Here is a 12,220-nt window from a genome sequence, read left to right on the forward strand (position 1 = left end):
CGTCACCGTTGTCGGGCCGTCACGCCTGCGATTTATGCGCCGCCGGTTCCCGTGTTACTTTTACGGCAACGTTACTGCGTGTGAGGTGTGACCATGTACACCGTAATGGGCATCACGGGGCGAGTGGGCAGCGTGCTGGGACATGACCTTCTCAAGGCAGGTCTACCGTTGCGGGTCGTCGTCCCCGATGCCGTCAAATCGAGCCGATGGGCCGCACTGGGCGGTGAGATTGCCGTCGCGGAAAACGACGATGTCGACGCCCTCACCCACGCGTTTCGCGGCAGCGAAGCCGTGTTCGTGATGCTCCCACCGAACGCAGACCCCGAGCCGGACTTCTCGCATGCGCGGCGCCTGATCGACGCGATTCGGCAAGCGCTGGCCGCCACTCGCCCGAAACGCGTGGTGTGCCTGTCGAGCATCGGCGCCGACTGCGAAATGCCCAGCCTGCTCACCGCGCTGCGCTTGTTCGAGGCGGCGATGCTGTCGTTATCGCTGCCGGTGACGTTCCTGCGCCCGGCCTGGCTGATGGAGAACTTCGCGTGGGACATCGAGCCCGCTCGCGAACGCGGGGAGCTGCCGAGCTATTTGCAGCCGGTGGATCGGGCGCTTCCGATGGTCTCGGTGAGCGACGTCGCCCATTTCGCGGCGCGCGCCATGCAGGCGCCGTTCAGCGACAACCCAATCTGGGAAATCGAAGGCCCCGAGCGTTACTCGCCCGACGACATCGCCGCCGCACTCGCCCGTACGCTCGTTCGCGACGTCTGCGCCGAGGCGGTGCCCCGAGCGGGCTGGGATCCCCTTTTTCGCGCGCAAGGTATGCGCAACCCGCTGCCACGTATCCAGATGCTCGACGGATTCAACAACGGCGACTTCCGCTTCCGCGACGACGGCAAACACGCGCTGCGTGGCGGCGTCACACTCGTCGAGGCAATCGCCGCATTGGTGCGCGAAAGCTGACACCGGTGACGGGCGTCAGGCCATCCGCAACCCGCTAGCGGTCTCGGCAAACCGGCACTTGTGCGAGCAGTTCACGCCAATGTTGCGCCCAATCGCCATCGTGCGCGACCCCGCGCACCGTGACCGTCGTCACACAGGATCCCCCCGCCGCCGCCGCGAAGCGCCGCGCGACGTCCGGCGGCACGATCGTATCCTGCGCGCTGCTGAAATGGATCTGCGCAATGCCTGCGATTCGCCGCGCCACGTCGATAGGATTACGAGACGCCGGCATCGGCGAGACGTGATGCAGCCGATTGATATACTCGGTGTCGAGGTTGCCCGCGACCGTGCGCAGCGCGGCGACGTCGTGGCGGCGCGCAGCGATCAGCACGGCAATGGCGCCACCGCCCGAGTAGCCGACAAGCTCCACGGGCTGCCCAGGGGTACGGGCCACGAGTTGATCGACTGCCGCGTTCATTGAATCGATCACTTCGGGGGCGAACCGCTTGCCGGTCCAATACGCGACGGCGCAACGGGGATTGTCCTGCATCGGCGTAAATTGGCAGGGTCGCGCCAGATAGGCGACGTTGTCGGCGGCCTTCGCGGACGAATCCGCGGCAGCGAGCGCCAGCCCCGTTGCCGCGACCGGCGTGGGGTCCAGCGATGGCTCACTGCGCGAAACCCAGGCCAATCCATCGCCTTCGATGTAGATGCGCAGAGGCTTGTCGGGGCGGGTAATGCGCGAGAACACGGCAAGGCGGAAATCGCCCGCCGTCAGCACTTCCCGGTGCAGTCCCGCCGGTCCGGCCAACGCATCGGCATGCGCGTTGCGATCCACACTGGCACACCCAGACGCCAGCGATAGGGCAGCCAGTGCGGCAACGTAACGCATCCCGCGCTGCCACCCTGCAAGCATGGCGTTCATGGCGCTGCGCCGCGCCCTTCGGTCAAATCGCGCCATCACGCCATTCCACCACGAAGTGCTTGAGTGCCTGCGCCATGCGTTCGACCACGGGTTGCCAGTGTGCGCGGGCCTCCTGGCGAAACAGACGCATCCCCGGATACCAGGGCGAGTCGTCGCGACCGAGCAGCCAGCGCCAATCGGGAACAAACGGCAACAGCACCCATACCGGACGTCCCATCGCGCCTGCCAGATGAACGGGCGACGAATCGACCGACACCAACAAATCCGCGAGATGCAAAATCGCCGCAGTGTCCTCGAAATCGCGGATCCCGTCGCTGAGCGACACCATCGACATGCCGTCGGGAGGCGTGCTTGCCTGCGAGGCCGCCGGCCCCTTCTGAATCGAAAGGAACGTCGCGCCACTCGCCCCCAACGGGCCGAGTTGTGCGAGCGACATGGACCGGTTGCCGTCGTTGACGTGTTCGGGGCGCCCCGCCCACACCATGGCGACCCACGGGCGCGGCAGGTCGGCCAATTTTTCGCGCCAATGGGCGACGCGCTCGGGGTCGGCGCTCAGGTACGATACGTCGCCGGGCAGATCGGCGAGCGTCAAGCCCATCGCCATTGGCAGGCTCATCAGTTCGCAATGCTGATCGAACGTCACCGGCAACGTACCGCGAGCGACGATATCGTCGTCGCCCCACATGCGCCTGGCGATCGACAATGCTTCCGGATTGATCTCCAGGATCACGCGCGCCTGACTGCGCTCACGCGCCCAGCGCGCCATGCGCAGGAACTGGAACGTGTCTCCGTAGCCCTGCTCGTCGTGGATGAGGAGCGTCTGGCCGGGAATCGGTCTGCCGTCCCAACGCGGGCGTTGCACCTTGCGCTCAATGGACTGCGTATGTTCGAGGCGGTAGCGGTGGCGATACTCGCGCCAACCACGCTCGAAGTCGCCGAGCAGGAGCAACGTCTCGGCGAGATCGAAGCGGTTGGACAGGTCGCCAGGCACCTGACGGGCAAGCCTGTCGAGTATGTCTCGTGCCTCGTGCGCCTTGCCTTGCGCGCGCAAGACCATCGCAAGCAACCGCCACATCGCCACGGGCGCGGTCTCGGCGCCCACGACCTCGCGCAGCATCGACTCAGCCCTTTCGTACGCCTGCGCACGGACACACGCCACGATGGCGTCGTGAACCGAGCTCATATCCGGCGGTGTGGCGGGCAATCGCGGCACCGACGGCGGGACACCGTCGACGAGTGCCGGGCGATTGCGCGTAACCCTCTGCGCCTCGACAAGCGCAAGCGCAGCCCGCGCATCGTGACTCTCCGGCTGGAGGGCGAGCGCATCGCGAGCACAATCGAGTGCCTCGTCCAACCGTCCCACCAGCGGCAGAATCCGGGCACGCGTCACGAGCGTGGAGAAATGCTGGGGGGCGAACGCCGACATGATCTCCACGACCTGCAACCCCGCCGCCACGTCTCCACTGGAAACTTCAATGTCGGCAAGATTACGGTAGGCGTCGACGAACGACGGATCCAACTCAATGGCGCGGCGCGCCAGAGTTCGCGCTTCGGTAATGCGCTGCTGTGCGCTCAGCAGCGACGCCAGATTGCTGTGCACGTCCGCGCGTAGCGGGTCGATTTCAAGGGCCCGCAGATAGTGCGTCTCGGCAGACTCCTGACGCCCCAGCAGACGCGCGGTATTCCCGAGATTGTTGTGCGCATCGGCCGACGCGGGCAGCAGTTCGCTCACGCGGGTGAGGCATGCCAAGCTCTGATCGAGCTGTCCGACCTCCTGCAACACTATTCCGAGGTTGTTCCACCCGGCAGCAAACGCCGGATCGATTTCGACGGACCGGCGCGCCGCCGCCAGCGCCTCATCGAGCCGGCCCGCCTGCCGGCACATCTCGGCCAGATCGGACCAACTGGACGCCAGCGCACCGGGCGCCCGGCAGGTGGTGCGCAGATGGTCGATCGCCATGTCGCGCTTGCCATAGGCATGGGCCATGAGGCCGAGGAGATAATGCGCGTCCGGGTGCTCGGGCGACGCGTCCAGCACGCGCCGGCACAGGACTTCGGCCTGGGGCGCCTGTCCCGCCTGCCAATGCGAATGGGCTAACGCAATCGCCTGAGCGAAGGTCAGCATTCCGGGAGTCGAAGCAGCGGCAGACATCGAGAGGCGGTCGGGAGACGGTAGGCACTGCGCGATACTTCCACGGCGGTCGCTGCCATGTCAATCGTTGCGACCGCCGGACGCGTACGAACGTTTCCGAACACGCGCGACGCTCAGAAGCGCTGTTGTACGCGCACAATCCCCGTGTGCGACACAAAGCCCGCTCCCGCTTGCAGGTCGTAGCGAATCGAGGCACTCAGATTGTTCGCTTTCATCAGGGTCAGGCCCAGCGAGATATCGGCCAGGTCCGACACCGGCGTAGCGCCCACGGTCGTGAACGCCGTCTGGCCGGACGGATCCGCAGCGAAGCTCGCGCCCGTCGTTTGACGCGTACGGTTGTACTCATGCAGCCAACGCACGCTCAGTTCGGGCACCCACATCCCCCTCGCCGTTTCGAATGGCAAGGCGACCTTCGCCCCCAGCGCGCTACGCACCGAACTAGCGCCGACACTGCCGACCGTAAGCGCCGAGCCATTGCCACCCGTTTCGGTATAGCCGTTCTGGTTCAGATAGCCATATGTGACGCCCGCCAGCGGCGTGACGATGGCACGTCCCAGCGCCAGTGGCCAGCCGAATTCGGCGCCGAACACGAATTGTTGACCGTTGAAGTTGCCATGGGCCACGCCGTTGAATCCCGGCATCGACACCGATCGCGTCGTATCGTAGTGTTGCAGCACCGCCGAGCCTGACAGGTTCACGTACCACGGCTCGCCGGTGTACGCGGCGTACCCAATGAGGCCATACCCGTTCACGCCGGTCGTATTGCCCGACGTGCTACCGTCATTGTCGATCGCCGTGCGCGAGAACTGGACCGCTCCCCCCGCACGCCAGCGCTCGCCGAACGCTCTGTCAGCACCGACGACCAGTCCACCGTAGTTGGCGCTGTAGCCGTCGACGTCGTTACGCACCGACTGGCTGGCGTGACCGCCGAAGGCCTGTCCCCAGACGCCCCAGTTGGCTGCGCTGTCGCCCGTCGCAATCCCGGTGCCCCCGGCCTGCGCTACGCGCAGGCTGTTGACGTGCGCACCGACCACGCCCAGCGATTCGAAGGTGGCCGCGCCTGCGGCACGCGTATTCTGCGCCGGGGCGAGTTGCTTGCCGACCCGATTGGCCGAGTCCGTCGAACCGCCGCTCAGCGACCCGAGTGCCGCGTTGTACAGATTCAGCAGTTGGGCGTCGCTCACGCCGGTGTAGCCCAGCAAGCCCCGCAGCGACGACTGCGCGTTGGGTGCCGACGCAAGCAAGGCGTTGGTGCGAGGGTCGGCGGGCGGTGTCGTACCGGTGCCGCCGCCGTTGTCGGAACCGGCATTCGTATCCGAAATCAACGTCACGACCAGATCCTGCCGACTGCCGTTAGCGACCGTGGCGCCGGTCGCGCCGAGCGTCGACGAACCGTTGACGCGATAAACCAGCGAACCTTCGTTGTAGGTGGCCGAGCCTGCCGTGTCGATCACGACATAGCGCTGACCCGCCGCAAACGAATAGCCGAGCGACTGTAACGCGATACTCGAACCCGCTGCCAGTGTCGTGTTGCCGCTCACAACCAGCCGTCCGTAGCCGCTGTCGGTCGTCAAGTCGCCGGTCGTAACCGCATTGCCTGCAACACCGATCTGAAGCGTGGCGGCTGCCGCCTGCGCGTAATCGCCTGAGACCTGGATGGCATTGTTGACTTGCAATACCGACGCGTCGTTGAACGCCGTTCGTGTGCCAGCGAGGTTCAGGTCGTCGTTAAGTAGGAGATTGCCACCGTTGAAGTGTATATCGGCGAGCGAGCTGGAAAGGGTTCCGGGGATAGCACTGCCGAAACCCGTGAGGGTGCCCTGCGCTGCGCCTGACGCCCCCGCGATGGACAAGGCTTGCGTGCCGGAATGGGAAATGTTGCCCGCAATGGTGCCGGCGTTATTGATCTGTCCGATCGTGGCCGCTGCGGAGGCATTCGCGATGGCCGCGCCGGCGCTCGAAATGAGCCCGCCCGCGAGATTGTTGATGGTACCGATCGAGTCCTCGTTGTAAATGCCGTAGTTCCCGCCCGAAATCGTTCCAGCGTTGTTGATCGTGCCAATGATGCCGTGATAGGTCGTGCCACCGATCACGGTACCGCGGTTGTCGATGCCGGTGCCGGTGCCGAGCCCACTGGTGCCATCGATCAGGCCAAGGGGCAGGTTGTCGATCGTCGTGAGGGTCGCGCTTCGGTTCATCACCCCGCTTTGCGCGCCCGTAATGGTGCCGCTGTTCGTCAGCGTGCCCAACTGCGTCGATACACTGCCCATGAACGAGGCCACGCCATAACGGCCCGAGATAGTCCCCGTGTTGGTCAACTCGCCGAGATGCGACGTGTTCTCCACACCATACCCGTTGGCGGCGGAGATCGAGCCGGAATTGAATGCAGACGCCAGTGTGCCAGCGTTGTCGATGCCCGCGTTGCTCGGCGAGAAAATCAACCCGCTATTCTCGAGACGCGCCACCGTGCCCCGTGACGAAATCAGCAATGCGTTACCGCCGACCAGCGTGCCAGCGTTCGAAATTGTCCCGAACGTGTTCACGATTTGGGCGAAGGTCGCGCCCGTGATCGACAGGGTCGTACCGTCATAGCGCCAATTCGGCGACGAAGTGGTGTCGGCCTGACCGGCAACGAGAAACGTGCGACCATCCATGATGGCGGCCAGCGGGACTGCCCACACCGGTCCTGTGTTCAGCGAAGCCGCTGCAACGACGGCGGCGACCGCCGCTTTGCGCACACGGCGATGGTCCGCCGAGCGCGACGTTCCGCCATGACCGCCGGCCACTTCGGACGCGACCTGATGCATGCCCAGACTGGCGCTCCATACCACACGATAGATGCGATTCATTCGATTTCCCGGAATACGGCTTTCTTATTGCAACGCGTTGACTCGTGGATTCGGAACGGGCTCGCGCGCAGCGACCGACACGTAGGCGCAAGACCTCCGTCATGGCAGGGAAGTCCGGCCGTATCGGTCAGAAGGATTGGATGCGTGAGCGTCGCGGCACACGCTCGCTACGGCATGAGCGCGGTCTGATTCAAGGCGATGACGTGGCCTGCCTCTGGGGCAGAATCACCGATGGTGCGAGAAGCTGCACGAAACATTCGAACGACCCCGTGTTTGTTCACCTGTACGACGCGCTTGACAGCGCTCGTCATTTTTTTATTCCGCGAATCCTTCCATACCATTTACCGACTGTCAATCGGCATTTTTTTCGCCGGTCGGCAGGCGCCCACAGGCTTGCGCTACACTCGGCTGACCGAACCAAGAAAGGAAATACGCATGAGCACCCCTATCGAAAACATCGCGGTGACGCGCAACGACGGCGGCGCCGCAACCTTGGGCGACTATACGGGACGCGTGCGTCTGGTGGTCAACGTCGCGTCGAAGTGCGGCCTCACACCGCAATACGAGGGCCTTGAGCGCTTGTATGAAGAAAAGCGCGCCGCCGGCCTCGAAGTCCTCGCCTTCCCCGCCAATAACTTCAAGGGTCAGGAGCCCGGCACCGATGCCGAGATCCTCGACTTCTGCACCACGCAATACAACGTCACGTTCCCGCTGTTCGCCAAGCTCTCGGCACTGGGCGACGACCGTCACCCGCTCTACACGGCGCTTGTCGAAGCACAGCCCGCAGCGATCGGCGAAGGCCCGTTCCGCGAGCGTCTCAAAGGCTTCGGCGTAGTCCGCGAGAACCCGGCCGACGTGTTGTGGAATTTCGAGAAGTTTCTGATCGGACGCAACGGGCAGGTCGTGGCCCGCTTCTCACCGGACGTCAAGGCCGACGACCCGCGGCTGGTCGCCGCCATCGACGCGGAGTTGGCGAAGTAATCGCACCATGCAAAAAAGGGCAGCGCAAACGCGTGCCCCCTCGTGCCACAAGCGTCGGCAGGACGGTTGCCGGCGCGCCATGAACGCCTTCCGAAACGACCTCACGTCTGGCAAGGTCGATCCGGGCCTCATGACGCCACATCGCGCGCCGGTTCCCGCTTCTCGCGACAACTCGTGAAATGCGGCGCGTCATCCCCCCCGGGATTGACGCTTCCGCGATGACTCGACTCAGCGCTTGGCCGTGTCAGTCATGAACTTGCCGGTTGGCGCTTCGCTCCCCTTTTTCTGACGGCGCGTGTTGCCGTCGAGTCCGCCGTCCACCGCCCATTCGGCAAATACCGTCGGCCCCGGCTCGAAGTCGCGCGGCTGCCATTCCGGCGTAAGGATGTCCTCGTCGGCGTAATACTCGATGAGCGCGCCGCACGGATTCTTGAAGTACCAGAAATACGCCGACGAAATCGGGTGACGGCCCGGGCCCAACTGGGTTTCCCATCCGCAGCGGTCGATATGCATGCCGCCGCCGAATACTTCGTGGATATCTCGCACGGTGAACGCCACATGGTTCAGCCCGCGCTTGCCGTTCGGCAACGCCAGCAGGAACAGATCGTGATGCCCGCCGTGCGGCGCGCAGCGCATGAACGCGCCACGATCCGGATAGCGATCCGACAGCTCGAAGCCGAGCTTCGTTTCATAGAACGTCTGCGTGGCCGCGAGCGCGTTGGTGAAGAACACGACATGCCCCACTTCGATCGGCTGGGCACGCTCATACACCGGGCTCGGCGTGTTCACGCGCTGCGCCGCGATCCCCCACGGATTGCTCAATGCGCCCTTCACGTCCACGGCCCGCTTGGCAGTCACTTCCACTCGCACGGCCAGACCGTTGGGGTCAACGCAACCTGTCGCACCGTCCTTGAAGTAATAGCCCGGCTGGTCAGCGAAGCGGTCGGCGATGGCGGCCACTTCTTCGGCCGTCGTCACGCCCCACGTCACTTCGCGCAGCGTCGGTCCATCTTCCATCGCCGGCGGCAGCGACGTATCGTCGTGACGCACGGCCAGCACACGGCAACCGTTCAGCGTTTCGAAGCGCGCGCCGTTTGCGTCGACGGACACCTCGGTCAGGCCCCAGTCGCCCAGAAAGCGACGGCAGGTGTCGAGGTCGGTGACCCCGTAGGTAATTTGTTCGATGCCCAGAATCGTCATGACAGTCTCGGGTAGGGGTTCAAAGTGGGCGCGGTCACAGATCCAGCGTCAGACGGTCGCCCTTGCAACCGGACACGCAAATCATCATGACCTTGTTCCCGGCGCGCTCAGCCGCGCTCAGCACCGAATCACGGTGATCGGGACAGCCTTCGAGCACACGTGTCTCGCAAGCGCCGCAAACACCTTCCATGCAGCTATGCTCCGCGTCGATACCCGCGGCGAGCAACGTCTCGAGCAGCGTCGCCCCGGCCGGCACGCTCAGCTCCTTGCCGGACTTCGCGAGCTTCACGACATAGCCCTCGGACGTCGCGGGCGGCGGCGCATCCGGCGCCGCAGCGAAGCGCTCGATGTGCACGTTGGCGATGCCAGCCTCGGCGCACGCCGCTTCAAAGGCGTCGAGCATCACGCCGGGTCCGCAGCAGTATGCGTGCGTGCCCGCCGGCTGCCCGGACAGAAACGCCGTGAGCGACGCCGGCTTGCCGCCGTGCTGGTCGTCGAAGTGATAGGTAATGTCGCCGCCCAGCGCGTTCAGCTCGTCGACGAAAGCGGCTTGCGGCGCCGTGCGCGCGCAATACATCAGCTTGACGTGGCGACCGAGCGCACGCAGGCGTCGATACATGCAGAGAATCGGCGTCACGCCGATCCCGCCGGCGACGAGCACCGTGTGCTCGGCGGCGTCGTCAAGTTCGAAGTGATTGCGCGGCGCGGAAATCTCCAGCGTCATCCCCACGCGGAAATTGTCGTGGATGAAGCGCGAGCCGCCGCGGCTCTTCGGATCTGCAAGAATGCCGAGCACGTAGCGGTTCGGCTCGCCCGGCGCATTGACGAGCGAATAGCTGCGCACCAGCCCGCTCGGCAGATGCAGATCGATGTGCGCGCCCGGCGTGAAGTCGGGAAACGGGGTGCCGCTGCCCGCCACCGGCACGAGTTCGATGCTCATGATGCCCGCCGCTTCGAAGCGAAGCGTGCGCACCATGGCCGACAGAGTTGACTTGCTCATAACGCCGCTCTCAGATGTTGCTGATACTCTTGACGTCCGCCGGCTCAGCCCGCGGCGGACAAATCGATGTCGAGACGCGCGAACGCCTCGATCTCCACTCGCAGCTCCGGAAACACCAGGCCGCTCACTTCCACGAGCGTCGAACACGGATACGCCCCGCCGTTCGCCGCCACGTCCGCAAAAAACTCTCGCCGGGCCCGGCCGACCTCGTCCTTGTCGGCAATGTCGGTCACGTACACCACGAGCTTGTAGATGTTGGCCAGACGCCCGCCACCCGCCTCGACCAGCGCGCGGATCTTGCCCAGCACCACCCGCGTCTGCTCGTAAGTCGTGAGCGGCTCGACGGCGGCGCGCGTGGCTGGGTGCGCGGTCATGCCCGAGAGCACGATGTCGTTGCCGACGCGAATGCCGTTGCTCCAGGTCGCCGCGCCCAGATCGGGCACGGCCTGGGCACGGATCCGCTCGGCCTTGAGAGGTGGGTCGATGGGCATGAAGCGTCTCGCGCGGCTTACGCCTTGCCCTGCGCAATGCGCTCGAGTTCCGCCTTCGCCAGGTTCTTCAGATGGCGACGCAGACGCACGATACCCATGTCATGTTGATACAGATGCTCGCTCTGGTTGGCATCCGGCTCCATGTCTTCGAGCATGACGCGATCCTGTTCGAGCACCGCCCAGTGGCGCGCTTCTAGACGGTTGCGATACAGGAAGCGCCACGTATCGCGTTGCCAGCCGTCGAGCTTGCGGCAGCGCCAGTGGAACACGGCGGCCAGCGTCGGGGAGACCGGCGTGTAGCTGCCCACGATCACGAAGTTGCCGCCGGGGCCGCCCGTCTTCGGGTACGGAATCTCCAGACGCATCCAGTGCGTGCCGGTATCGGCCCACTCGGTCCAGTCGAAGTTCACGTCACGCTGGCCTTCCTTCTCGAAGACAAAGCCACGGTCGGTGTCGCGAATGCGGAAGGCCGCCGTGTTGTCACCCTCGGCCATCGAGTGCGACTGCTTGTGCAGATACGTGCCGTGCATCGGATCCATCACGTTGTCGAGCACGTACCGGTAGTCGCCCTTCCACTCGGTGTAGCACAGGAACGACGAGTACTCGCCGTCGGCATCGAGTTCCTCGGGCAACACGAGCGGCGGCGGCGTGTCGATGTTCTCGGTGGCGTTGTACAGCCAGATCGCGTCGTTGCGCTCGACAATGTGGTACGCCTGCGTCGGACGCGAACCTTCGAGCTTGCAGCCCGGGCTGCCCGGCACACGCATCACGGTGCCGTCGCAGCGCACTTGCACGCCGTGATAGCCGCAGGCGATGCGATCGCCCATCACGATGCCCTTGGACAGCGGGGCACCACGGTGCGGGCAATGATCATCGAGGGCATGCACCTGGTTGTCCTGGTCGCGCCAGAACACCAGCTTCTTGCCCAGGCGGCGCAGCGAGACCGGCTCGCGGCCAACCATGTGCGACGGGCAAATCGGATACCAGAGGTTCTTCAGGCCACGCTCGAGAATGGCGTCGGCAGTGAGGATAGGCTGTTGCGTAGTCATGGGGGACGTCTCCATCGCGATCGCCGCGCACCCGCGGCGCGCAGCGATCGAACTCTGTGATGTTGTTACTCTTCGGCCATTCGGGCGATCTGCGCGGTGTACACCGCTTCGGTCCACACGTCGCCCGCTTGCGGGCCGGGGCCCGTGCGATTCAGATAGGCCACCAGCCCAGCCAGATCGTGTGTGCCGGCGGCATAGGCGCGCTCGATGGCGTCGCCCAGCAGGCTTTCGTATTGCGTCGGCTCATGGCGACGCGCTTGATTCGGTTCGAGATAGCGGTCCATCATTTCCCTCCCTGGTGAACCCGTTCGCGAATGCGCGCGTGCACGGGTACAAAATCGTAAGTCGGATAGCATTCGGTGCGAAACACTCCCCAGGCCGAGCGCTCCAGCTCGACGTTGACCGCCGGCAGCAGGTGCGGTGGCAGTTCTAGCGTGACGATCTGGCCAAAGCCCATCGCCACCGTCCACGACACCACCCTCACACCGGCCGGCGGAAAACGCTCCCACCATTCGGCCGCCTTCAGGCGTTCCTGGAAATCGTCCAGATTGTTCGACTGATCGTGACGCAGGAACACCGTCAGCAACATCGTGTCGGGCTGGGTGGCCGCAGCGGCGCCCGGGGCGTTTTCGTTCAT

11 protein-coding genes and 1 pseudogene are annotated in these 12,220 nt (G+C 64.9%); 2 read left to right on the top strand and 10 right to left on the bottom strand.

Going from position 1 to position 12,220, the window contains the following annotated elements; translation table 11 throughout:
• Positions 1 to 93 precede the first annotated feature (93 nt).
• Positions 94 to 957: an NAD(P)H-binding protein gene (locus PanNE5_RS01820; protein ID WP_017235341.1), complete on the top strand. Its 864-nt coding sequence runs from the start codon at positions 94 to 96 to the stop codon at positions 955 to 957.
• A gap of 34 nt (positions 958 to 991) precedes the next feature.
• On the opposite strand, the gene PanNE5_RS01825 is transcribed toward PanNE5_RS01820, so the two are convergent.
• The 4 genes and pseudogenes from PanNE5_RS01825 to PanNE5_RS01835 all read right to left on the bottom strand — a co-directional run bounded on the left by PanNE5_RS01825 (position 992) and on the right by PanNE5_RS01835 (position 6,862).
• On the bottom strand, positions 992 to 1,861 hold the full coding sequence (locus PanNE5_RS01825) for a lysophospholipase (RefSeq protein WP_261939118.1): 870 nt from the start codon (positions 1,859 to 1,861) through the stop codon (positions 992 to 994).
• 22 nt (positions 1,862 to 1,883) lie between these two features.
• Positions 1,884 to 3,044: a tetratricopeptide repeat protein gene (locus PanNE5_RS23005; RefSeq protein WP_410007577.1), complete on the bottom strand. Its 1,161-nt coding sequence runs from the start codon at positions 3,042 to 3,044 to the stop codon at positions 1,884 to 1,886.
• Between the two features lie 312 nt (positions 3,045 to 3,356).
• Positions 3,357 to 4,013, bottom strand: a pseudogene (locus PanNE5_RS23010) (tetratricopeptide repeat protein); the annotation flags it as partial.
• 113 nt (positions 4,014 to 4,126) lie between these two features.
• Positions 4,127 to 6,862: an autotransporter domain-containing protein gene (locus PanNE5_RS01835; protein WP_261939120.1), complete on the bottom strand. Its 2,736-nt coding sequence runs from the start codon at positions 6,860 to 6,862 to the stop codon at positions 4,127 to 4,129.
• A 435-nt stretch (positions 6,863 to 7,297) separates the two neighbouring features.
• On the opposite strand from PanNE5_RS01835, the gene PanNE5_RS01840 reads away from it, so the two are divergent.
• A complete protein-coding gene (locus PanNE5_RS01840; protein WP_017235338.1) occupies positions 7,298 to 7,843 on the top strand; it encodes a glutathione peroxidase in 546 nt (181 codons plus the stop codon).
• Between the two features lie 228 nt (positions 7,844 to 8,071).
• Here PanNE5_RS01840 and PanNE5_RS01845 read toward each other — a convergent pair whose 3' ends face one another.
• The 6 genes from PanNE5_RS01845 to PanNE5_RS01870 all read right to left on the bottom strand — a co-directional run bounded on the left by PanNE5_RS01845 (position 8,072) and on the right by PanNE5_RS01870 (position 12,220).
• Positions 8,072 to 9,043 carry a VOC family protein gene (locus PanNE5_RS01845; protein ID WP_261939121.1) on the bottom strand — a complete coding sequence of 324 codons (972 nt, stop codon included), beginning with the start codon at positions 9,041 to 9,043 and terminating at the stop codon, positions 8,072 to 8,074.
• Between the two features lie 34 nt (positions 9,044 to 9,077).
• Positions 9,078 to 10,043 (bottom strand): PDR/VanB family oxidoreductase, encoded by a 966-nt coding sequence (locus PanNE5_RS01850; RefSeq protein WP_150563168.1) that lies wholly within the window; start codon positions 10,041 to 10,043, stop codon positions 9,078 to 9,080.
• A 44-nt stretch (positions 10,044 to 10,087) separates the two neighbouring features.
• Entirely contained in the window at positions 10,088 to 10,534 is a 447-nt protein-coding gene (locus PanNE5_RS01855; protein WP_150563169.1) for a RidA family protein, read from the bottom strand.
• A 17-nt stretch (positions 10,535 to 10,551) separates the two neighbouring features.
• On the bottom strand, positions 10,552 to 11,583 hold the full coding sequence (locus PanNE5_RS01860) for an aromatic ring-hydroxylating oxygenase subunit alpha (RefSeq protein WP_017235334.1): 1,032 nt from the start codon (positions 11,581 to 11,583) through the stop codon (positions 10,552 to 10,554).
• A gap of 65 nt (positions 11,584 to 11,648) precedes the next feature.
• A complete protein-coding gene (locus PanNE5_RS01865) occupies positions 11,649 to 11,867 on the bottom strand; it encodes a recombinase-like helix-turn-helix domain-containing protein (protein ID WP_261939783.1) in 219 nt (72 codons plus the stop codon).
• Complete coding sequence (locus PanNE5_RS01870) at positions 11,867 to 12,220, bottom strand: hypothetical protein (RefSeq protein ID WP_261939122.1); 354 nt, start codon at positions 12,218 to 12,220, stop codon at positions 11,867 to 11,869. Before PanNE5_RS01870 ends, PanNE5_RS01865 begins: the two co-directional genes overlap by 1 nt.

The sequence above is a fragment of the Pandoraea sp. NE5 genome (assembly GCF_024363545.1).
Lineage (GTDB): Bacteria > Pseudomonadota > Gammaproteobacteria > Burkholderiales > Burkholderiaceae > Pandoraea > Pandoraea cepalis.

Coding starts and splice junctions, on each gene's coding strand:
- PanNE5_RS01820 (WP_017235341.1), top strand. CDS start 94: ATGTACACCGTAATGGGCATCACGGGGCGAGTGGGCAGCGTGCTGGGA.
- PanNE5_RS01825 (WP_261939118.1), bottom strand. CDS start 1,861: ATGAACGCCATGCTTGCAGGGTGGCAGCGCGGGATGCGTTACGTTGCC.
- PanNE5_RS23005 (WP_410007577.1), bottom strand. CDS start 3,044: ATGAGCTCGGTTCACGACGCCATCGTGGCGTGTGTCCGTGCGCAGGCG.
- PanNE5_RS01835 (WP_261939120.1), bottom strand. CDS start 6,862: ATGAATCGCATCTATCGTGTGGTATGGAGCGCCAGTCTGGGCATGCAT.
- PanNE5_RS01840 (WP_017235338.1), top strand. CDS start 7,298: ATGAGCACCCCTATCGAAAACATCGCGGTGACGCGCAACGACGGCGGC.
- PanNE5_RS01845 (WP_261939121.1), bottom strand. CDS start 9,043: ATGACGATTCTGGGCATCGAACAAATTACCTACGGGGTCACCGACCTC.
- PanNE5_RS01850 (WP_150563168.1), bottom strand. CDS start 10,043: ATGAGCAAGTCAACTCTGTCGGCCATGGTGCGCACGCTTCGCTTCGAA.
- PanNE5_RS01855 (WP_150563169.1), bottom strand. CDS start 10,534: ATGCCCATCGACCCACCTCTCAAGGCCGAGCGGATCCGTGCCCAGGCC.
- PanNE5_RS01860 (WP_017235334.1), bottom strand. CDS start 11,583: ATGACTACGCAACAGCCTATCCTCACTGCCGACGCCATTCTCGAGCGT.
- PanNE5_RS01865 (WP_261939783.1), bottom strand. CDS start 11,867: ATGGACCGCTATCTCGAACCGAATCAAGCGCGTCGCCATGAGCCGACG.
- PanNE5_RS01870 (WP_261939122.1), bottom strand. CDS start 12,220: ATGAACGAAAACGCCCCGGGCGCCGCTGCGGCCACCCAGCCCGACACG.